The sequence below is a fragment of the Sorangium sp. So ce1153 genome (genome assembly GCF_051521595.1).
GTDB lineage: Bacteria > Myxococcota_A > Polyangia > Polyangiales > Polyangiaceae > Sorangium.
On record NZ_CP150361.1, the window covers coordinates 7,899,661 to 7,921,929 of the forward strand.

Annotated in this window: 14 protein-coding genes and 1 pseudogene; 5 read left to right on the forward strand and 10 right to left on the reverse strand. The window is 68.7% G+C overall.

Going from position 1 to position 22,269, the window contains the following annotated elements; translation table 11 throughout:
- Window positions 1–29: 29 nt before the first annotated feature.
- The 4 genes and pseudogenes from WME85_RS28385 to WME85_RS28400 form a co-directional block, all read right to left on the reverse strand.
- Window positions 30–1,490: a sigma 54-interacting transcriptional regulator gene (locus WME85_RS28385; protein ID WP_437825598.1), complete on the reverse strand. Its 1,461-nt coding sequence runs from the start codon at window positions 1,488–1,490 to the stop codon at window positions 30–32.
- A gap of 153 nt (window positions 1,491–1,643) precedes the next feature.
- Window positions 1,644–3,048: pseudogene (locus WME85_RS28390) on the reverse strand (cation:proton antiporter).
- A gap of 74 nt (window positions 3,049–3,122) precedes the next feature.
- Complete coding sequence (locus WME85_RS28395; protein WP_437825600.1) at window positions 3,123–4,241, reverse strand: hypothetical protein; 1,119 nt, start codon at window positions 4,239–4,241, stop codon at window positions 3,123–3,125.
- 160 nt (window positions 4,242–4,401) lie between these two features.
- Window positions 4,402–4,578 (reverse strand): hypothetical protein, encoded by a 177-nt coding sequence (locus WME85_RS28400; protein ID WP_437825601.1) that lies wholly within the window; start codon window positions 4,576–4,578, stop codon window positions 4,402–4,404.
- A gap of 1,015 nt (window positions 4,579–5,593) precedes the next feature.
- Between WME85_RS28400 and WME85_RS28405 the strand changes: the two genes are divergently transcribed.
- Together WME85_RS28405 and WME85_RS28410 are read left to right on the forward strand one after the other, a co-directional pair.
- The gene (locus WME85_RS28405; protein ID WP_437825603.1) at window positions 5,594–7,093 is read left to right on the forward strand and encodes an endo-1,4-beta-xylanase; all 1,500 of its coding nucleotides are present in this window, start codon (window positions 5,594–5,596) and stop codon (window positions 7,091–7,093) included.
- 181 nt (window positions 7,094–7,274) lie between these two features.
- A complete protein-coding gene (locus tag WME85_RS28410) occupies window positions 7,275–8,891 on the forward strand; it encodes a non-reducing end alpha-L-arabinofuranosidase family hydrolase (RefSeq protein ID WP_437825604.1) in 1,617 nt (538 codons plus the stop codon).
- Window positions 8,892–9,368: 477 nt separating this feature from the next.
- On the opposite strand, the gene WME85_RS28415 is transcribed toward WME85_RS28410, so the two are convergent.
- The 3 genes from WME85_RS28415 to WME85_RS28425 form a co-directional block, all read right to left on the reverse strand.
- Window positions 9,369–10,175, reverse strand: a complete 807-nt coding sequence (locus WME85_RS28415; protein ID WP_437825606.1) for a hypothetical protein — start codon at window positions 10,173–10,175, stop codon at window positions 9,369–9,371.
- Between the two features lie 512 nt (window positions 10,176–10,687).
- Window positions 10,688–12,049: a DUF1552 domain-containing protein gene (locus WME85_RS28420; RefSeq protein ID WP_437825608.1), complete on the reverse strand. Its 1,362-nt coding sequence runs from the start codon at window positions 12,047–12,049 to the stop codon at window positions 10,688–10,690.
- 31 nt (window positions 12,050–12,080) lie between these two features.
- The gene (locus WME85_RS28425) at window positions 12,081–13,769 is read right to left on the reverse strand and encodes a DUF1592 domain-containing protein (RefSeq protein ID WP_437825610.1); all 1,689 of its coding nucleotides are present in this window, start codon (window positions 13,767–13,769) and stop codon (window positions 12,081–12,083) included.
- Between the two features lie 424 nt (window positions 13,770–14,193).
- On the opposite strand from WME85_RS28425, the gene WME85_RS28430 reads away from it, so the two are divergent.
- A complete protein-coding gene (locus tag WME85_RS28430) occupies window positions 14,194–14,682 on the forward strand; it encodes a hypothetical protein (protein ID WP_437825612.1) in 489 nt (162 codons plus the stop codon).
- Window positions 14,683–14,829: 147 nt separating this feature from the next.
- Window positions 14,830–15,870: a Gfo/Idh/MocA family protein gene (locus tag WME85_RS28435; RefSeq protein WP_437825613.1), complete on the forward strand. Its 1,041-nt coding sequence runs from the start codon at window positions 14,830–14,832 to the stop codon at window positions 15,868–15,870.
- A 228-nt stretch (window positions 15,871–16,098) separates the two neighbouring features.
- On the opposite strand, the gene WME85_RS28440 is transcribed toward WME85_RS28435, so the two are convergent.
- On the reverse strand, window positions 16,099–17,244 hold the full coding sequence (locus WME85_RS28440) for a family 16 glycosylhydrolase (RefSeq protein WP_437825615.1): 1,146 nt from the start codon (window positions 17,242–17,244) through the stop codon (window positions 16,099–16,101).
- Window positions 17,245–17,345: 101 nt separating this feature from the next.
- Window positions 17,346–19,079, reverse strand: a complete 1,734-nt coding sequence (locus WME85_RS28445; protein WP_437825617.1) for a glycoside hydrolase family 43 protein — start codon at window positions 19,077–19,079, stop codon at window positions 17,346–17,348.
- A 648-nt stretch (window positions 19,080–19,727) separates the two neighbouring features.
- On the opposite strand from WME85_RS28445, the gene WME85_RS28450 reads away from it, so the two are divergent.
- Window positions 19,728–20,504 (forward strand): hypothetical protein, encoded by a 777-nt coding sequence (locus tag WME85_RS28450; RefSeq protein WP_437825620.1) that lies wholly within the window; start codon window positions 19,728–19,730, stop codon window positions 20,502–20,504.
- A 577-nt stretch (window positions 20,505–21,081) separates the two neighbouring features.
- Here WME85_RS28450 and WME85_RS28455 read toward each other — a convergent pair.
- Window positions 21,082–22,263: an endo-1,4-beta-xylanase gene (locus WME85_RS28455; RefSeq protein ID WP_437825622.1), complete on the reverse strand. Its 1,182-nt coding sequence runs from the start codon at window positions 22,261–22,263 to the stop codon at window positions 21,082–21,084.
- Window positions 22,264–22,269: the final 6 nt, after the last annotated feature.

Genomic DNA, 22,269 nt, shown 5'->3' on the forward strand with positions numbered 1-22,269 from the left:
TGCCGGCGCCCGGCCGTCCGGCCGGGCGCTCAGCCTCCTTCGCGTTCCCGGTAGTCGGCGGGCTCGATGCCGTAGCGCGCGATCCAGCGGTGGATCTGCGTCCGCCCCTTGCCCATCGCCCGCGCCACGGCGCTGACGTTCCCCCGGTGCTCGCGGAAGAGGCGGATCAGCGCCTCGCGCCGCTCCTCCTCGCGCCGCTCCTGGTCCTCCGCCGCGGGCGCCGCTGGCCGCTGCGGCTCGCCGGGCTGGGCGTCGAGCCTCGGGAGCTCGGTCGGGGTGCGCGTCATCCCGGCGGGCGGCGGCAGGTGATCGAGCTCCACCCTGCCGCTCCCCGCCAGCACGATCGCGGTCGCCAGGCACTTCTCCAGCTCGCGGACGTTGAGCCGCCACTCGCGCAGCAGGAGCGCGCGCGCCGCCTCGCAGCTCATCGCGATGTCCGCGGCGCGGTCCGGGGCGGCGCGGCGGAGCAGGGCGGCGATCAGCAGGCCGAGGTCCTCCCGGCGCTTGCGCAGGGGCGGCAGCTCGAGCACGAAGCCCGACAGGCGCGCGAAGAGATCGCCCCGGAAATCGCCGCCCTCCACCATCGCCGGCAGATCGCGGTGCGTGGCCACCACGACGCGCAGGTCGACCTTCACCGGCCGCGTCGCGCCGACCGCGACGACCTCCGACTCCTGCAGCACGCGCAGGAACGCGGTCTGCGACGTCGCGGGCAGGTCGCCGATCTCGTCGAGGAAGAGCGTGCCCTTGTCCGCGGCGCGGACCAGGCCGGGCCGGTCCTCCGCCGCGCCGGAGAAGGCGCCCTTCCTGTGGCCGAACAGCTCGGACTCGATGAGGCTGTCGGGCAGGGCGCCGCAGTTGATGGCGACGAACGGGCCCGGGCGGCCCGAGAGCGCGTGGAGGGCGCGCGCGATGACCTCCTTGCCGGTGCCGCTCTCGCCCTGGAGGACCACGGGGATGTTGGCGGGCGCGACCGCCCGGAGCGCCGCGAACCGCTCGGCCAGCGCGGGCGAGAAGGTGGCGAGGCCGAGCGGCTGGCCCGGCCCCGGCGCCGCGTCGCCCGGGTCCTCGTCCGGCGCGGCGACCTCGCGGAACAGGAAGAACGTGTGCCCGAGCTCGATCAGGTCCCCCTCGGCGAGCGGCGCGCTCTTCCGGGCCACGCCGTTCACGAAGGTGCCGTTCGTCGAGCCGAGGTCCTCCAGGAGGAGCCGGCCGCCGTCGCGCGTGATCCGCGCGTGCCGGGACGACACCCACCCGTCCTCGAGGCGCACGTCGAGGAGCGCCCGCTCGCCCTCGCTCCGCCGGTGGATCGAGCGCACCGGGCCTCGCCCGAACCGCACCTCGTCGATCCCGTCGAGCGGCAACCGCGCGGGCGGATCCAGCGGCCGCTGGCACTGCAAGACGAGGAACAGGAACGGCCGCGGCTCGGCGCCGGAGCCGGCGCGCCGCTGGGTGCGGACCAGCGTCGTCGGCTCGTCGCGCGCCGCGCTCATGCTGCCCCTCTCCGCCCGCGGGAGGACGCACGCAGCGGAGGCGCCGGGAAATCGACCTGTGCCTGCATACCCCAGGTCGACGATCTACCATGCCCCGCCGGCCTGCAGCGCTCCATGGAGCGCTCGCGCCGGTGTCGCCCGGCGCCGGGCACCTCAGGGCTCGGCGCCCCGCGACACCGGCGCGCCTGTCCGAGGATCACCGGGCGTGGAGCGCCCCCGGGCCCTCAGCGTCGCCTGATAGCGGTTGAGCAGCGGGGTCGCGGTGATGCCGTGCAGCACGATGCTCACCGTGACGATCGAGAGCGTGAGCGAGATGACGTCGCGAGCGGCGCCGCCGGACAGGCCGTGGTTCAGCGCGTAGGCGAGGTAATAGAGGCTCCCGATCCCGCGGATGCCGAACCATCCCATCAGCCAGCGTTGATGAGGGGACGTGGCCGTCCCGGAGAGGAGCCATCGCGTGGCCACGGGGCGCAGCAGGACGAGCAGGAAGGCGGCGACGAGGAGCGAGCGCGCGCTCCAGGAAGGGCCCACGAGGACGCCGACGAGCGTGACGAGGGCGACCTCGAGCAGCCGCTCGGCGGTCGCGCCGAACGAGATCGTCTCCGCGACGAGCACGCCGGCGGCGACGGCCGGCTCGGCGATCGCCTCGGGCTCCACGCGCGCGCGGACCAGGTGCTCCGCCGGCGGGTGCGGGGCGTCCGGGCGCGACGCGCGGGGCGCGGCCTCCGGGTGAGGCGTCTCGGCGACGACCTTGAGCTCCGCCCGCCGCAGCCCCACGCCCGCGGCGAACACCGCGAGGAACCCCCAGGCGCCGAGGAGCTGGGCCGCGACGTACGACAGCGCGATGAGCGCCAGCGCGAGGAAGTCGCTGGGCGCCTCCGTGTCGCGTTGGCGGCTCCGGAGGCGGATCGCCCAGCGCCCGACGCGGACCCCGAGGAGATACCCCCAGCGCGAGCGCCGCCGGCACCGCCCAGGCGAGCTTGACGAGCGCCCAGCGCAGGACCCAGGCGCCGGCGCCGCCCTGGTCCATCCAGCTGAGCGCGAGCACCACGAACGGGAAGGCCATGCCGTCGTTCAGGCCCGCCTCCCCGGAGAGACCGTACCGCATGCGGTCCCTGTCCGCGGCGTGGCCGACCGAGACAGCGCTGGCCAGGACCGGATCCGTGGGCGCGACGATCGCGGCGAGGAGCAGCGCGTGCGGCGGGTCGAGCCCGAGGAGCAGGTGCGCGACGGCGGCGACGCCGGCGATGCACACGAGCATGAGGGGGCCGGCGAGGCGGTAGGCCGCCGACCACGAGGGGTCGCGCGGGGACAGCCGCAGCTTCAGCCCCCCGATGAACAGCGAGATGATGACGGCGACCTCCGTCAGCCGCTCGAACCAGGCGCTGCCTTCCTCGAGATCGATGCGGATCCAGCCGAGCGCCTGCGGGCCCATGAGCCAGCCGAGGCCGACGTAGATGAGCGACGACGAGACCGGCAGCCGCTTCACGTGCGCGGACGCGAGCGCCATGACGAGGAGGATCCCGCCCGCAATCGCCAGCCACTGGAGGAAGCTCAGGGTCGCGAACGTCATGCGGGATCTCCGGTCCGGTGGCCTCCTCGGGCGGCACGGCCGGACGCCGCGCGGGGCGATCAGCGATACGGCCCGTGCGGGCTCGGCGCCGCGAGCGCGGAGACGATCGCGATCGCGCGCTCGAGCCGGTCGCGCCCCGTCTCGATCTGGCCGAAGACGAGCGTGACCGCGGCCTCGTCGCCCACGACCGCCGCCGGTCGGAGCGCGGCGATCTCGCGCCGCAGCTCGTCGCCGAGGCGCTGGGCCACCCGGTCGGGCGCGTCCGCCAGGAGCTCGTAGGCCCGGCGCAGGGCGTCGTCGCCGGACGGCTCTTGCGCCCCCCGGCCCGAGCCGCGTCTCGGCCGGCGCCTGAGGGTGAATCGCTCCGAGGGCGACGCGGCGCGGGCCACGCGGACGCGGGTGCTGAACGCGCCCTTCTTCCCTCCCCGGCCGAACTCCACGGTGAGCAGCCGGCTGCGGTGCTCGACCTCGATGGTCATCTCGCCTTCGGACGAGGCGGGGTTGGCGCCGTAGAGGAGGCGCCCGCCGAGCTCGTGCGAGAGCGCCCGCAGCTCTCTCGTGAGCACCCGGCCGCGGCCGGCGACGAGCGCGGCGGCGCGGATGGCGCGCACGAGCTTCTCCGCGTCGTCCTCCAGCCCGGCGCGCACGGCGGTGAGCCGGTGCGACTCGAGCGTGATCTGGTAGTCGGAGGCCGCGCGGAGCGCCTCGCGCAGCGGCGGAGCGAGCCACCAGCGCGCGAGCGCCGGGATGCTGGCCTTGACGACGAGGGCGCCGTCCAGCGCCGGATCGCCGACGTCCACCTGCTGCGCCCGGAAGGCCCCGCCGCTTGCCCGGCGCAGCCGCTGCTCGTGGACCCGGAGCCAGAGGCCCGACGGGTTCCGCGCCGTGCTGGTGATGCGGGTGTGGTACGGCGCGCCGGACACGTCGTCCTCATCGATGCCGTGGTCGACCAGCAGCGCGACGTTCTCGATCACCGCCGAGATCTGCATCCGGGGAGCTCCCCACTTGTCCGGCCCTGACTTGAACTCGCCGCCGACGAGGGCCGCGGCGCGCTCCCAGATCGGCCGGGCGACCCGCCAGCGGGCCTCGGCTGCCCGCCTTGCCCCGTCGTGCACCTGCCCGACCATCGCGATCCCCGCGTATGCCGAGATGACCAGCAGGACATAGATGGGCTCCATCTTCCCCCATCCTATCCTCCCCGCCGGGATCGCGCCCTGGTGAGAGGAGCTGGTTCGCCAGCGCGGCTGTCGCAATCTCGGGTCCGGCGGGACCCTGGACAGGGCTCAGGATCGCCCGGCGGCCGAGCGCGCGACCGCAGGAGGCTGCGGCGCCGGCGGTCTACCGATCGCCGTGAACCGCGAGGTGGTAGATGTCGCCGGCGGACACACTGGAGATGGTGACCCGGTACCTGTCGTTGTTCAGGGTCTGGTACAGGGTCACGCCCCCTGCCGAGGAGACGGTCTGGTCGAACACCACGATCCAGTTGTCCCAGGTGTTCCGGTAAGACACGGTCATCTGGATCGAGCCCGAGATCGCGTCCGCGTCCGCGTCCGCGTGGGGCCAGTTGACGCTCGAGATCTCGGTGGTGCGGACGACGGAGCTGCCGGTCCAGCAAAAGTCGAAGCCGAGGCCGGCGTTGTTGCAGAAGGACGTCTGGAAGCTGGCCGCGCTCAGGGCCTGCGCGGCGACCCCACCAGGGCGCGCGGTGCAGCTCGCGCTTGTAGGGGGAGAAGGAAGTCCACTGTAGGGGAGACAGGGAAGTCTGATGTGGGAGAAGGAAGTCCGATGTGGAGAGGGAGAGGGCAGCTCAAACGCTTCGGAGACGTCAAGTCTCGACTGCGTGACCTGCCCTGGATTCACAAAAGACTGTCTATGCGATCCGGTCTCCCTGGAAAAGCGACACCGTATCAACAACCTATCTCGACATCGAACGGGCAATCTACGTTCAACAGTCTTCAGGAGTTGACATTCGTGATGTGAGCGTTCACATTGACCCTCGTCGGTATTCTTTTGCTTCGTTTCGGAAGGGCGGTCATGCACCGAGACCTTCGTCAGCCGGTCGATCTCGGCCCTCGGTTGCGCTCGCTCGGTTGTCACGGGCGCGAGCAACGGTGAGCCCGCGAACATCGCGGTCGCGCCTCAGCAGCGCTGGGTGCGAGGTCTCGTCTTCACGGCGACCCGCACGCCCACGGCGCTGCGCCCGGTCGCACGCGGAGCTGACCGAGCCATTCGAACGAGACGCGATGTCAACGAGACGACGTTCGGCCTTCCCAGCTTCCATGCCGGCGCTCTCGCCGGACTGGTCCAGGCACACCTCGACCGGCGCGATGGGGGGAGAAGGAGTTCAAACGCCTCGGAGACGTCAAGCCCCAAATGCGGGAGCTGCCCTGGGTTGACAGAACATGTTGCCACGTGATCCGGCCCCATGAAAAAGCGACGCTGCATCAGCAACTCGTCCATGGGTCGAAGGGGCCGCTTTCACGCTACAGCCTACGACATGCCCGCTTGGGTACAGGAGAACCTTATGAGAATGCGATTTGAACGATGGCCCCTGCTGACCGTGCTCGCGCTCAGCGCGTGCATCTCTGCCGAGCAGGCCGATGAAGACGGCTACGAGCTCGACGAGTCAGCCGAGAGCGTCACCATCGATACAGCGGCGACCTACACGCTCGTCGGCGTCCAGAGCGGAAAGTGCGTCGACGTGGCTGGCGGCAGCACCGCTGACGCAGCGGCCATGCAGATCGCCACCTGCAACGGCTCGACGCGGCAACAGTTCCGCATGGAATCGGCGGGCGGCGGCTACTATCGCATCCGCAACGTCAACAGCAACCGTTGTCTGGACGTCGCGGGCGCCTCCACCAGCGACGGCGCCGCCGTCCAGCAGTACTCCTGCTGGACCGGGGAGAACCAGCAGTGGTCGTTCACGGACGTCGCCACCGGCGTCGTGCGCCTCACCGCACGCAACAGCGGCAAGTCCCTGGACGTCTACGCCCGCGGCACCGCGGACGGCACCGCCTTGGTTCAATGGGCGTCCAACGGCGGGACCAACCAGCAGTTCCGACTCACGCCCGTGACCTCGGGCGGGACCGGCGCCGGCGGCGGCGGCGGCACCGGCGGCGGCGGCACGGGGGGCGGCGGCACCGGCGGCGGCGGCACCGGCGGCGGCACCACCGGCAAGTTCGTCGGCAACATCACCACCGGCGGGACGGTGCGATCGGATCTGGCCCGGTACTGGAACCAGCTCAGCCCGGAGAACGAGGGCAAGTGGGGCTCCGTCGAACCCACGCGAGACGTCATGAACTGGGCCGGCATGGACCGGGTCCGGAACTACGCTCGCGAGAACGGCATCCCCTACAAGGGCCACACCCTGGTCTGGGGTGCCCAGCAGCCGGGCTGGATTGGCGGTCTGTCGCAGAGCGAGCAACGCGCAGAGGTCGAGGAGTGGATCCAGGCGTTCTGCCAGCGCTATCCCGACGTCGCCATCATCGACGTCGTGAACGAGCCGCCCCCGCACACCACCCCGGCGTACATGAACGCCCTCGGCGGCGCCGGCTCGAGCGGCTACGACTGGATCGTGCAAGCGTTCAAATGGGCGCGGCAGTACTGCCCGAACGCCAAGCTGCTGCTCAACGACTACAACAACATCGAGTACAGCGGTGACAATCAGAACACGATCAACATCGTCAATCGGATCCGGGCGGCAGGGGCTCCCATCGACGGCATCGGCGCTCAGGCCCACGCCGCGTTCTCGATGCCGACCAGCACGGTGAAGGGCTTCCTCGACCGGCTCGCCGCCACCGGTCTACCGGTCTACATCACCGAGTACGACATCGCCCTGGCGAACGACACGCAGCAGCTCAACGTGATGCAGAGCCAGTTCCCCATGTTCTACGAGCATCCGAGCGTGAGAGGCGTCACGCTGTGGGGGTACATCACCGGCCAGACGTGGGTGGCCAACACGGGACTCATGAGCAGCAGCGGCCAGATGCGGCCCGCCATGTCCTGGCTGATGAACTACCTGGGGCGCTGACGCCGAGCGCGCCGGCGCGCGCGTCACTGAGATCGCGCGCCCGGAGATCGCTGCGCGGGCTCGTCCGCTCGGCCGCAGGTCGGCGGAGTCTCCCCGTGGAGCCAGAGCTCGCGCAGCCGATCCCGGGCGCCTTCCGATGTGTCTTGGTTCCTGCTTCACATGCCTTTGAACAGAGGGGATAATGATGAGAATCCGATCTAGACGATGGTGGCTGGTCACGACGCTCGCCGCCACGGCTGCGTGCGGCTCCGCCGAGCAGCTCGATGAAGACGGCTACGAGTTCGACGAGCTGGCTGAGAGCGTCACCATCGACACCGGGGCGACCTACACGCTCACCGGCGTCCAGAGTGGAAAGTGCGTCGAGGTGGCTGGCGGCAGCACCGCTGACGCAGCGGCCATGCAGATCGCCACCTGCAACGGCTCGACGCGGCAACAGTTCCGCATGGAATCGGCGGGCGGCGGCTACTATCGCATCCGCAACGTCAACAGCAACCGTTGCCTGGACGTCGCGGGCGCCTCCACCGCCGACGGCGCCCGCATCCAGCAATACTCCTGCTGGACCGGGGAGAACCAGCAGTGGTCGTTCACGGACGTCGCCACCGGCGTCGTGCGCCTCACCGCACGCAACAGCGGCAAGTCCCTGGACGTCTACGCCCGCGGCACCGCGGACGGCACCGCCTTGGTTCAATGGGCGTCCAACGGCGGGACCAACCAGCAGTTCCGACTCACGCCCGTGAGCTCGGGAACCGGCGGCACCGGCGGCACCGGCGGCACCGGCGGCACCGGCGGCACCGGCGGCACCGGTGGGGCCGGCGGGAGCGGCGGCAGCGGCGGCAGCGGCGGCGGCGAAAGTTGCGGCTTGCCCACCAGCTTCCGCTGGCAGTCGAGCGGCATGCTGGTGAGCCCGAAATCCGACTCGACTCACAACATCGTGTCGATCAAAGATCCGACGGTCTCCTTCTTCAACGACAAATGGCACATCTACGCCACCACGGCGAACACCGCCGGGAACTGGCAGATGACCTACCTGAACTTCACCGACTGGTCCCAGGCCGCGGCCGCCCCGCAATACTACATGGATCGCACGGCTGGCTTCAGCGGCTACCGGTGCGCGCCGCAGATGTTCTTCTTCAGGCCTCACAACAAGTGGTACCTCATCTATCAATCGCAGCCGCCGCAGTTCTCCACGACCACCGACCCGAGCCGCCCGGAGACCTGGACCAGACCCCAGAATTTCTTCGCGTCCACGCCCGCCGGCATGCCCAGCCTGCCGATCGATTACTGGGTGATCTGCGACAGCTCCAACTGCTATCTCTTCTTCACCGGCGACGACGGCAAGATGTACCGCAGCCAGACCACCGTGCAGAATTTCCCCAGCGGGTTTGGCCCGATCTCGGTCGCCCTTCAGGACTCGAATCGTAACAACCTCTTCGAGGGGAGCTCCACGTACAAGATCAAGGGCATGAACAAGTACTTGACGATCATCGAGGCCATCGGCCCGACGGGCGCCAGGTTCTATCGCTCATTCACCGCGGATCGCCTCGATGGCGCGTGGACCCCGCTCGCGCATACGTGGAACGCGCCGTTCGCGGGTCAAAACAACGTCACCTACGCGTCGGGCGTGGCGGACTGGACCGACGACGTCAGCCATGGCGAGCTGGTGCGCGACGGCAACGACGAAACGGCGACGCTCGACACCTGCAACCTGAAGTTCCTGTATCAAGGGCGCAATCCGAGCTCGGGCGGCGAATACTCGCAGCTCCCGTATCGCCTCGGCTTGTTGCAGGCCGTTCGCTAGAGCGGCGGGCACCCGCTTCGGATACGGGCCCACCTCGACGTTTTCGGTGCTCAGCGCACTGGAGTGCGCTTCCGCGCCGAAAACGCCGATCTGGGCCCGTCTCCTGTGCGGGTGACCGCCGCTCTGTGTCTCGTGTATCAGACGTGGCCGAGCACCGCTCTAGAGCGGTTTTCGCTTGGGTTTGATGCAGACGTCTCTCGTCTCCGTCTGTCTTCCCCGTGCGCGTGCGCGTGCGCGCTGACTCCGGTGAATCGCGCACGCGCACGCGCACGAAGGACGAGCACGGAAGACGAGCACGGAAGACGGAAGACGGAAGACGAAAGACGTCTGCCTGAAACCCAAGCAAAAAGCGCTCTCGGGCATGTCGGCAAGCCGTCGCGAGCGCCCCGAAGCTAGCGAGCCCGCCCCAGTAATCCTCGGCGGTTCGAGGGAAGGCGAGCGACGGTTCGGGGCGCGCAGCCGGTTTGCCGATACGCCCTACTCGCTCACCGACACAACGTCCAGGCGCAGCATCTGGCCGATGGTCGGCGCCGTGTCGTACGGTGGCAGCCCCTCGAAATAGTCCTTGGTCCAGTTGGCGATCTGGCGTTCGTTGCCGTCGTTCATCACCACCTTGACCATGGCGCCGCCGTTGACCTGGATCGTCGCCTCGTAGTCCTCCTTGTGAATGTCGTGAGCGCGGTACTGGTAATTGTTCAGCCAGTACGTCTGGCGCGGCTCGCTCACCTCGATCGAATATTGCTGGTAATTGATGGCGTCGCCGGGGCCAATGCTGCCGCCGATCATGAACGGCTTCATGGGCATCTCCCCCCCCACGATGTCCGTCGGCTCCCAGATCCCGCGCACCCGCAGCTTGACCGAGTACGTCGTGCCCGGGTCGCCGCCGAAGGTCACCTGCTTCTCGATGCGCTGGGTACCGGGCGGATGATTGCACGTCGCCATGCGGGCCAGCGGCAAGGGCGTCGACGGGTCGCACTGGGCATCGACAAACAGCTTGTCCAACCCGCTCGCATAGCTGGCCAGATCGGGAGCGGCATCGCCGCCGCCACCACCCGCGCCGCCGCCGCCACCCGCGCCGCCGCCGCCACCCGCGCCACCGCCGCCACCCGAGCCGCCGCCGCCACCTGCGCCACCGCCGCCACCCGGGCCCGACGCGGCGGCCTGCGTACCGGTATCGCCCGGCGCTGCTCCCGCGGTTCCCCCGGTCCCCCCCGCGCCGCCCGTCTCGGTGCTGCTGCATCCGGCGACCGCAAGCAGGAGCGCAAGCAGAGCCATCGCCGGCATTGCGCAGCTGCTCCGCGTACCTGCGGTATCGGGACCGGGATGGGGGTGATCGATGACGGTGCGGCTCGCGCAGACGAGCCGCGGTGTAGCGGATGAAGGACTCCAGTTCATAGAGCCAGTATCCTACGTTTGAGACGCGCCTGCAAGAGAACGTAGGACATGATTCAATCGATGGCACGACGACTTGCGAATCAGTCGGAGAGCGCCCAGCCGTCCAGCCCCGCTACGCGGCTGGGCGCAGCGTCGAGCGCAGCCGCTGGTCGGGCCGTCTACTCCAGCACCTTGGTCGCTGAAGCGGCAGCGAAGCATATCCATTCAACTCTTCGAGCGTAGGTGGACGGTCGCCGCCGCTGGCTCGCGGCGCGGTCGGCGTGTGTCGCGGCAGCGGGCCGCTCGATCGCGAGGTAGGTTGTCCTCGATCCGGGGACGATGGGGTGGCGCGTGCAGGTGGGCGAGCGCGCGGGCGCGCGGGCGTTGACAGAGCACCTCTTCCAGGCGCGGCGACGCCGCGCTCAGACCTGGATGCCCGCGAGCGGTGACGTGACCCGCCCCGCGTCGAGGCCGATCTCCGTCGCCTTCGAGCCCATGATCTGGGCGACCGTCAGGAGCGCCTTGCTCAGGTTGTCGCCGGGGAAGTTGTGATGCTCGTCGCCGCGCAGCCGGCCTCCGGCCTTCCCCGCAAGGAGCACCGGCCATTCGGCCTTCGTGTGCACCTTGCCCCAGGCGGTGTCGGACGTGACGAACACGAGCGTGTTGTCGAGCAGGTTCGAGCTGCCGTGTGGCGTGCTCTTGAGCTTCGTCAAGAACTCGTTCAGGCAGCGCATCGTGTAGATCACGCCCTTGTCGACGCGAGGCTGGCTCGATTGATCTCCGGCATCCCCGTGGCAGATGGTGTCGTGGAAGTCGTCGTTCATGTCCTGCGCGAGGTGCCGGTAGTAGACGTGCGCGGCGGGGAGCGAGAACATGAACGAGAGCACGCGGGTCCGCTCGCAGGCGAGCGCGAGCGCCGAGAGCTCGACCATGGCGGAGTTCACCTTCGGGGGCGCTTCGCTCTGCGAGTCCTTGCCGGCGGTGGGGGCCGTGGGGCTGCTGCACGCGGACGGCGTGCCGCCGCCGGAGGTCGTCGTCTCGAGGCGCCGCTCGATGGCGCGGATCGACTCGAGGTGCTGCTCCACGCGCTGCTTGTCGGCCGCCCCGAGCCGCTGCTGCAGGCTCGCGCCGTCTTGCAGGATCGAGTCGAGCACGCTCTTCCGGACGTTCGCGAGCTTCGCGGCCTGGTCCGCCCCGTCGTCGTTGGGCACGGGCGTGCCGCCCATGAACAGCCGATTGAACACGGCCCTCGGATCGAACTCCGGGTTGTTGCGCGAGTTCGGCCCCTTGTGCGAGACCGTGTGCAGCGAGTCCTGAGGGCCGCCCGGCGTCGCCGGCGTCAATCCCACCTCGAGAGAGCGGTACGGCGCCCCCTCGGAGTTGAGGTCCGCGACGACCTGGTCGATGGACGGGGCCCGGACGGCGTTCCCGCTGAGCGGCGCGCCGGTCGTGGCCCCCGCCGACCCCGTGGGGTGCTCGAAGCCGGAGACCACGAGCTTGTTCTCGAGCCCGCTGATCACCGTGAGATACGACTTGTGGTCCGCGAGCGGCTGGAGCTGGGGGCTGAGCTCCCACGCCGAGCCGGAGCCCGTGCGCGCCGGCTTCCAGCGACCGGGCAGCGTGCCGTTCCCGAAGAACCACGTGACGTAGAGCGGCGCAACCGGCGTTCTCGGCTGGGCGAGCGCCGTGCCGCTCTCGTTCAGCATGATCTCCAGCAGCGGCAGCGGGATGGTGACGGCGGCGCCCGTCGCCAGCAGGCCCCGGAGTACGGTTCGTCGGTCCAAAGCTTTCTTGGTCATGGAGGGCACCGTGCGTTCAGGGTTGGGGGGCGACGGTCGAGAAGGCCTTGTTCGTCACGACGTCGAGGACCAGCTCGCGCAGCTTGAACCCCGACGCCTCGAACGAAGTGGCCAGCGTGTTCACCACGCTGCCGTCCACGGCTCGCTCTTCGTGGCCTGCTGCATACGAGTAGTACTTGCGGACGAGGCATCGGGCGACCTTGTCGCTCGCGCTGACGGTCGTGCCGAGCTCGCGCGCGTCGGCCACCGGCGCCCCGTCGAAGTCGCCGCTCGGGTCGATCGGCAGGCCGTGGTCGGTCGTGCGGTAACGGCCGATCGCGTCGAACGTCTCGAGCGGCAGGCCGAGCGGGTCCATGTACGCGTGGCAGGCGGCGCAGGCAGGAGCGGTCCGGTGGTTCTCGAGCCGCTGACGTTTGGTGAGGGGCCTGTCCGCAGGCGGCTCCGGGAGCTCGAGGGCGATGTTCCCAGGCGGCGGCTGGACGGGCTCGCACATGAGGGCCTCCCGCAGGAACTTGCCGCGCAGCGTGGGCGAACCTTCTTTCTGGTTCGCGAACTGCGAGAGGAAGCCGACCTTGCCGAGGATCCCGACGCGCGGGCCGTCCGCGGGCAACGAGCGGACCTCGAAGGTGCTCGAGCTCAGCCCGGCCGTGTCGAGGCCGTAGAGCTCGGCGAGCTCCGAGTTGACGACGGCCTTCGTGGTCGAGAACAGGTCGAGCGCGCTCGCTTGATCATCGAACGCGAGGACCTCCCAGGTGCCTCGCATGTCGCGGACCATCGCCGCTTGCAGCGCGGCGTCGTACTCCGGAAACAGCTCCGCGTCCTTTGCCTGCGTGCCGACTCGATCCAGCCGCATGTACTCTTCGGCGAAGGCGCCGACGGCCTCGCGCCCGGCGGGCGCGTCGAGCAGCCGCGTCGCCGCGGCGCGAACGCCCTCCACCGTCGCGAGCTCCCCGCTCGCGGCCTGGTCGAGCAGCTCCTCGTCCGGCAGGCTGTTCCACACGAGAAACGCGAGCCGGGACGCCATCTCGTAACCCGTCAAGCGAAGCGACCCATCGGCGCTCGGAGCGCCGAGCTCGGGGCGATACAGAAAGTTCGGCGACGTGAAGAGAGCCACCGTCGCCCAGCGGACCCCCTCGACGGCGCTCTCGAGCTCGGTCGCGGCCTTGTTGGCGACCGCCGCGAGCCGGTCGACCTCTGCTGTCTCGAGCGGGCGGCGCCACGCTCGAAGCCCCAGCGACTCGATGAAACCGCGCGCGCAAGCGTCGTCCTGCGCGCCGCTGGGCGTGCAGCCGATGAACTGGTCCCGCTTCGCCGAATCCGCGAACACCGCGTCCACGGCCTTCTCGATGGCCGTGTGGTACTGCTCGACACCTCGCTCCGAGGTCACGACGGTCGCGGCGCCGATGACCGCGAAGTTTCCATTCCAGCTGTCGGAGTCGAGCTGATTGACATCGACTTCCACGCCGAACACGTCGCGCACTGCATTGCGAAATTGCGTTCTCGTCAAACGACGCAGCATCCCGGCCGCGGGCTGGAACGCCGGAGGGGTCGAGCCTGTCGATGGTCCATCGTCGCCGGCGGAGGATCCCCCAGCGTCATCCACCGAATCACCCAGCGCGCCCGTGCACGCGGCCGCGAACGCGAGCGCACAAACGGCGGCGACTTCTGTTGAGGAACGGAGCACGTGCCAGGACGGCTTCTTCATCTTGCTCTCCGATAAGACAAAGGGCGGGAGCGACGCACGGACCCGCACATGGCGACCATGCCTCGAGCAACGGCTCGCGCCGCGAAGCCCATGATACCCCCTGCCGAATGTGAACGATCACATTTCTTGTGTCAAACTCAATCGACCGGGCCCGACGGGGCTCGTCGAGCCCGAAGGTGAGGACAAAGCTGCCGGGTTCCTCTGGAGCGCCGCGTCAGGGGGGCGGACGCAGGATCGCGGTGATCGCCAGCGCAATTCGCTCGACGCCGACCGCCGCACCGACCGGCTGGCGCTCGATGCCGCAGGTGGCTGGCGCCCTGCGTATCGCCTCTTGTGCGCGGCGACCCCGGCGCGCGCTCCGGCCAGGAGCGCGCCCCCCGCACCGGCCGATTTCGATTGACGGACGCAATGTGAACGCTCACATTTGCAGAGCTGCGATGAGGTAGCTGAGCTTTACTTTTACCTGATCAGGAGACGTCATATGTCGATGAGCATGAAGCTGATGGGTGCCGTGGTGATGAGCGTCGGCATCGGCTTTGCAGGCGGCTTTGCGGGCGGCTTCACGGGCGCAGCATGGGCCGCGGAGGGGACGGCGGACGTCCCTGCATCGGTCGCCGAGGGGAAGGATTTCGGCTGCGGCGCAAAAGGACAGAAAGCCTGTCCCATGCAGGGCTGGATGAAGACGGTGATGCAGGCTGCGACCACGAGCGGCGACGGCGCGAAGATCGCGTCGGCGCTGGACTACGTGGCGTCGAAGCCGCCGCCCGGGATGTCGAAGTGGGTCGCGATCTCGAAGGAAGGCGCGGAGAAGGCCAAGAAGGGGGATATCGACGGCGCCAAGGCGAGCTGCAAGACCTGCCACGATCTGTACAAGGCGGAGTACAAAGCCAAGCACCGTGACGCCACCTTCTGAGGCGCCGCGCCCTGCTCTCGCCCTCTCGGCGCCTCGCGCAGGGCGCGCGCTCTCGTTCCAGCCCCTGGCCCCACCCGTCGGATCGATCCACGTCGAGCGTTCACAGACGCGCCGTCGGCCGCCAGCGCCGCGCGCTGCGAGGTGCCCATGTCCACATCTGCCCAAGTTTCGAAGCCGAGCGAACACCTCACCCCCGTGCGCTGGGGCGTCCTCGGGGCGAGCAACTTCGCGTTGAAGGTCAGCCTGCCCGGCATGAGGCGGGGGCCCCTGACCCAGCTCGCCGCGCTGGCATCGCGCGACATCGGCAAGGCGCGCACCGCCGCGCAGTCGCTCGGGATCCCGAAGGCGTACGGCAGCTACGATGAGCTGCTCGACGACCCGGAGATCGACGCCATCTACAACCCGCTGCCCAACCACCTGCACGTGAAGTGGACGGCGCGCGCGGCCCGCGCCGGCAAGCACGTCCTGTGCGAAAAGCCGATCGCGCTCAGCGCCAAGGACGCGGCGGCGCTGGTCGACGTCCAGCACGAGACGGGCAAGCGGATCGCCGAAGCGTTCATGATCCGCTACCACCCGCAGTGGCGGCAGGCCAGGGACTGGGTGCAAAGCGGCCGGATCGGCCACCTTGTCAGCGTCCAGACGGCGTTCTCGTATTTCAACCGCGACGCCGCCAACATCCGCAACAGGAAGGAAGTCGGGGGCGGCGCGCTCTACGACATCGGGTGCTACGCGGTGAACACGTCGCGCTTTCTTTTCGGGCGCGAGCCCGTGCGGGCGATGGCGCTCGTCGAGCGCGATCCCGAGTTCGGCACCGATCGCTTGACCTCGGGCCTGCTCGACTACGGCGGCGCGCACCTGACGTTCACGTGCAGCACGCAGGCCGTGGCCTACCAGCGCGTGAACGCCCTCGGCACGAAGGGGCGCATCGAGATCGAGATCCCGTTCAACGCCCCCGCCTACCAGCCGTGCAAGGTCTTCCTCGACGACGGCTCGACGCTGGACTGCAGCTCGGCCAAGGACACCTCATTCGCCCTCGTCGACCAGTACCACCTCCAGAGCGAGGCGTTCTCGCGCGCCATCCGCACGGGAGGCCCCGTCGAGAACCCGATCGAGGTCGCGGTCGGCAACATGCGGGTCATCGACGCGCTCTTCCGTTCCGCCGAGAGCGGGCGCTGGGAGAAGATCTAGCGCGATGAACGGTTGAAGCTGCCTGAAAGAGCAGAAATCTGAACCGCCAAGACGCCAAGGACGCCAAGATCAGATTGTCTTCTTGGCGTTCTTGGCGTTCTTGGCGTCTTGCCGGTTCATTCCTCGCTTGATCAACGTGCTCGGTCTTCTAGCGGCGCCGCAGCGCCCCGCGCCGCCACGGCCGTGACGGCGAGAGCGCCCCGCGGCGCCTCCGAGCATCCTGCAGGGTCAGCCGCGGGTCCGGCGCCGTCGCATCGCCAGGGCGGAGAGCCCCACGGCGAGCGCCGCGGCCCACGAGCTCGTCGTGGTGCTGGCTCCGGCGGCGACGCACCCGCAATCTGCGTCGGAGATCACCTCGTCCACCGTTGTTCCGCCGGTCCCACCTCCCTCGCCCGGTGCGTCGCCGCCCCCGGCGGCGGTGGTCACCGTCCCCGCCCCGCCCGCGCCGGCTCCGGAGGAGGTCGTCGCCGCCCCCGCCCCGCCCGCGCCGGCCACGGAGGAGGTCGTCGTCGCCCCCTCCCCGCCCGCGCCGGCCCCGGAGGAGGTCGTCGTCGCCCCAGCCCCACCCGCGCCCGCGCCGGTGCCTGGCCCGGTGTCCTCATCGCGGGGCACAGCCCCGGTGAACCCGGTCTGCCCCTCCCGTGTCAGCGACAGCACCAGCGTGCCATCTTTCACCGTCACGTTCTGCGGGTCGAAGTCCACGCGGTTCCCGTCGAACGTCCAGTCCGCCTTCCCCCATCGCGCGCCGTCCAGCGAGTCGAAGTTGTCCTGCCAATCGAGCTCGAAGCCGCCGTTGTTGTAGCGATAGTACTTGATCCAGTTGACGAACTGGTGCTGCGGGAGGACGGAATCGTCGAACGCTCCGACCCATTCGACGGCATCGGAGGACCACATGTTCATGCGCAGGCCTTGGGGGCTCCTCAGGGTGGCCACCTGCGCGCCGGTCGTCCGCCTGACCTCTCTCCCGTCGATGCTCCAGGCGACGTAGTCCGGCGACCACTCCAGCGCGTAGGTGTGATAGCCGTCCGCGAGGGAGCCGTCCGCCGTGTGAACCTGCTCCGACGTCACCCTCGTGCCCATCCCGGTGATGATGTTCGACTGCCAGCTCCGGGCGTTGTCCTTCCCGAAGACCTCGATATCGATCTCCTCCCAGAATGCTCCGGACATCTCGGAGCCATCCTTGTAGGTGAAGAAGGTCGACAGGATGCCGCTCCCGCGCGCCATGCGCATGCGCACTTCGATGCGACCATGAAGATAGCCCGTGGGCGTGTAGACCTCCGCCCCCTTGTAAGGCTTCGCGACAGCGGTCGAGCTGACCGCGAGCACCAGCGAGCCAGCGGCGAGCATCAGACCTGCGCCGAATTTTCTAAGCATAATGGAACCTCCGATGTGAACGTTAACACGAGCGTCGCCCGTGTCATAGCCCATCGTCGGCCCCGCGTGTCCGGGCCTGGCTTGCTGGCTCGCGCTGAGCGTCAGTTCGCGGCGGCCCCGCTCCGCCCGGCTGCTCCTCGCGCACGACGCCGCCGCGCGACGGCCGCGCCCAGCGCGAACAACGCGGCGATGACGCCCGCCGGGGAGCTGGGCCCCGATTCGACCCGGAACGCGCACCCGCCCTCGTCCTCGCTGGCGTCGTCAGGAGGGGTACCGCCAGCGCCGCCCGTGCCGCTGCCCGCCGTGGCTCCGCTGCCGCTCGTCACCGCGCTGCTGCTGCTGCTGCTGCTGGTCCCACCCCCGCCCGAGCCGCCGCTGCCCGTGGCTCCCCCTTCACCCGTGTTGGGAGCACCCCCGGTGCCCGTCGGATCCGGGTCCGGGGCGTCGAGCGGAGTGAATTTCCACCAGTTGACATTGAACAGGAAACCGCTTCCACCGGTGAACTTGAGGTACAGATCGTGTATCCCTGTCGCACCGTCGACAGCGCAGGACGTCGTGACCCACGTCTGGTAGCCGCCGGTCCCCTGAACCATGCAGGTTCCCACCAGCGTGCCGGTCGCGCTGTCGAGGCGCAGCTCGATGTTCCCGCCGCTGGTCGCCGAGGCCACCCTTGCGTCGAAGGACACCGCGCCGGTGCCGAAATCGACGCCCTTCACCTTGATGTGGTCCCCGTTCTCGATCATCGCGACGTTCATCCCGCCTTCGCTGCACGCCTCGGTCTCGACGCCGGAGCTCCAGGCGATGGTCTCGGCCTCCGTCATGACATACGGATTCAGGTTGCCGACGCCAGGCGCTCCCGCCTGGGTCATCCTGATCGTCGGGAATGTACCGTCGGCGTTGAACGTGAACTGCTCGACAGCCGTGGACCGGTGATACCCTCCACCGCCCGGCAAGGCGCCATTGTGATAGAAGAAGTAGGAGTTCCCCTTGAAGTCGATGACGCCCGAGTGATTGGTGAAGCTGGTGCCCTCCGTGGGCATGATGACGCCCCGGTAAGTCCAGGGGCCGGTGGGGCTGCTGCTCGTGGAGTAGGCGATGTACTCGGAGATAGGGCCAGCCGCATACACCAGGTAGTACAGTCCCGCGCGCTTGTAGAGCCACGGCCCTTCTTCGTACTTGGTCGTATGGCGGCCATCATCGTTCCCGGTGCGCTGCCCGAAGCTCGCCGCCGTCATGGGCACGCGCACGACGTCTCCCTGGTAGGAGGTCATGTCCTCGTTCAGCTTCACGTAGCACACGCTGGGGTTTCCCCAGTACAGATAGGCCTGGCCGTCGTCGTCGATGAACACCGTCGGATCGATGTCGCCGCAGTTGGCCGTGATCAACGGCTTTCCCAGGGCGTCCTTGAAGGGACCGGTGGGGCTGTCCGACACGGCCACGCCGATGGTCATCCGGTTGAGCGAGCGGCTCGTCACGGGGACGTAGTAGTAGAACTTACCGTTCCTGTGGATGGCCTGGCCTGCCCACGCGTCTCCCTTCGCCCAGCTGAAATCGCTGTATTTCAGCGGTGAGCCGTGGTCCGTCCAGTTCACCATGTCCTTGGAGGAATACACCCTCCACTCGTTCATCCCGAACCAGTCCGTCGCGCTGTCTTCGTCGTGCCCGGTATAGAGGTATACCGTGTCGTCGTAGACCATCGGAGCAGGATCGGGGGTGTAAACGGTCTGTACGATGGGATTGTCTGCCAGGGCGCCGGACGGCAGCGCGGTCACGCAACCGATCGACAATGCCGCCGTGAGAAGCTTACGTTGGAGGGATGTGCTGATCGTTCCCATTCCTGGATCCTTGCTGCTATCCTGAAACTGCCTCAGGTGTTGTCGATGGTTCGCAGATCGCTCGGCTCATGACTCTCCGGCGCTGCTCGTCGGGGTGCTCCTCCGCGGCGGCGGCCCGCTGGGCGATCTGGCGGTGACTGTCTTTCGCGAGGGAGGAGACGATCGGCGGTAGACGACGTCCGAGCGCTCACGCTCGGATGCTCTCCGACGAAGCGGGCCGGACGCCGTGGCGCTCGACTGCGCGCGTGTGGCCCCATCAAGACCATGGTCATGCGCGTGCTCCGAGACGGGCGAGCGAGACGGTCGCGGAGTCCGGTCGGAACACGATGGTCTCGGTGCGCAGGACGCCCCATCCGGTGCGAAGCAAAAGGATACGCTGAGGCATATTGTGAACGCTCACATAACCGATGTCAACCTCGATCGACAGGCCTGGAGGTTCCTTCAACGTCTCCCCTCCCCTCCTCTCGACGCCGCGCTCCGGAGGAGCCCGCCAGCCTCATCCTCACGCGGACTCGAAGAAATCGCGGGCCGGTCGATCGGGATTGACACCGAAAATAGGATCGTTCACATCGAGCCGGACACCATGTGAACGATCACATTCTGGTGTTCCCAGCTTCCACGCCGGCGTCCTCGCCGTACGGGTGTAAAATGAGAATCTCTCTGCTCGTGGTCCCTGCAATCATGGTCCTTCTTGGCTGCGGCTCCGATGCCGACCCGCCCAGCGATCAGGCTACCTCCAGCACGACCGGCGCTGGAGGCTCGGGCGGGGGAGCCGCGACGGGCGCCAGCACGAGCGCCTCCAGCAGCGCGAGCTCCAGCTCCAGCAGCGTGAGCTCCGTCGGGGTCGGCGGCAGCGGCGGAGCCGGCGGCAGCGGCGGAGCCGGCGGCAGCGGCGGCGAAGACCTGGCCGCGGCGGCCGCCAGCATCGACGGCTTCCGCTGGGAGATCCCGTGCGATCGGGACCCTGGCAACAGTGATGAGTGCGCGACGTCCAAGCGGGTCGACGAGAAGAAGACGTTCGGCGGCTCGCCCGACACAGTCTATCAGGTGACCGTCCGGCTCCGCGGCGTCGTCGAGCCGGAGACGTACCGGGGCGGCACGCCCGATGGCATGCACTTTCGCGTCGGCGGTACACCCGACCACGCGGAGTACAACGTCTACAGCATCACTGTCTCGGATCCGGCCGAGGTCTACTACCTCAACGACAGCCCCAACGTGGGTCACGACACGTTCATCATCGACCACACGAAGACCATTCCAATTCGGGGCGGAGCCACCGTGTCCTTCCTGGGCGAAGATCCCAATCATATCTCGATCGCCAACTTCAAGCACCTGGTCGTGGAGGGCGTCCCCCCGGCGCCAGAGCCGTTCGTCGGTCAGTTCATCCAGCTCGACGTGCAATCCGTCGAGACGGCGCAGCCGTGAGCGGCGACGGGGCGAAGGCCTGTGGCTCGGCGCCGGCCTCCGCCCCCGGATGAGGGGATTGCGCAGGAGCTCGAGCCCTCGGCTCAGAACTGCGTGAAGAAGTCCCAGACCTCGCGGGGATTCCAGGTCGTCGGCTGGCCCTTGTCCTTCGGTGAGGGGGTGTGATCGCCGTCGAACGCACACCAGCGCGTGGGGTGCCCGCTCGAGCAGCCCGTGTACGACAGGGAGTCAACGGCGATCGAGGGTGTCGCCTTCCCTGTTCCCCTCGTGGCGGACAGAAGGTGGGTGGCTTGAAGCTGGCGCTGATCCGACCTGGAGCGGTTTTCAGCCGGAATCGGTACACCGTCTTTCGTCCGTCGTCTTCCGTCCTTCGTGCGCGTGCGCGTGCGCGATTCACCGGCGTCAGCGCGCACGCGCACGCGCACGGAGGACGAGCACGGGGAAGACAGACGGAAGAGGGAAGACGGAAGGCGCCGAAGCAGGCCTGGAGCAAGCGCGGCAGCAGGCGTCCGGGCGGCGAGCGCGCGAGCTCCCTCCGCGGAGGGAGCTCGTCAGGGATCACCGCCTGAGCGTGAGATCAACCGCGATCCAGGAACTCCATCAGCCACTGCATGGCCGGCCGCATGGTGCCGTCCTGCCGCTGGAGGCCGGTGTTGTCCCTCCAGGTGGCGCCGACGATGTAACCCCAGAGGGTGATCCCGGGGACCGCGGGGTGGTTCCAGAACATCGTGAACTGCTCCTCCATCACCCGCTTCTGCTGGTTGTCGTCCGCGATGCCGATGTCGTACTCCGTGATGTAGACGGGCTTGCCCAGAGCGGCCATCTTGTCGATGTAGTCCTTCACGGTGTTGGTGTTGATCTTGTACGCGTCGTGGGCCTGCGCGCCGAGGGCGTCGACCGGGGCGCCCGCGTCGATCACCGCCTTCGCGATCCTCATGAAGTTGTTGTGGTCGTTCGGGTACTCGATGTTGTTGTAGTCGTTGAGGATCAAGGTAGCGCGCGGGCAGAACTCGCGAGCCCACTTGAAGGAGTTGACGATCCAGTCCCAGCCGCTGGCGCCGTCGCCGCCGATGCCGTTCTTGTAGGAGGGCGTGGTGTGGGGCGGCGGCTCGTTGACGACGTCGATGTACTTCGTGTCGGGGTAGCGCTCGCAGAACGCCTTCATCCAGTCCCGCACGGCGGCCTGCTGCTCCGACCCGGAGATGCCCCCGATCCAGTCGGGTTGCTGGGCGCCCCACACGAAGACGTGGTGCTTGAAGATGATGTTGTTGTCCTTCGCGTACTTGTAAATCGCGTCGAGCGGGCCCCAGTTGCGATTGCCGCGGGACCTCTCGACGGAGCCCCACTTGCCCTCGTTCTCGGGCGTGATCTGGTTCCAGTAGTTCGCGAAGCCGTTGCGCACCTGGCCGTTCGTCGTGATGTTGCCGACGAACTTCTCGGAGCTGGGAGAACCGCCGCTTCCGCCGGTTCCGGTGGTCGCGCTGCCCGATCCGCCGCCGCCGTCGCTCGATCCGCCCGTGGTCGAGGAGCTGGTCGCCTCCGAGCCTCCGGTGGCGCTCGTGGTCGCCACGCTGGTCGACGTCGTGCTGGAGCTGGTCGTGGCGGCGGTGGTGGTGGTGCTGCTGCTGCCCGCTCCCCCTGCGCCGCCCGCGCCGCCGTCACCGCCGTCGCCCCCATCCGAGCACCCAAAGAGGGTCGCGACCCCGAGCGCGATCCAGGTCGTGCCGCACAGCCATCGAGAAGAACGATTCTTACTCATGTTGGA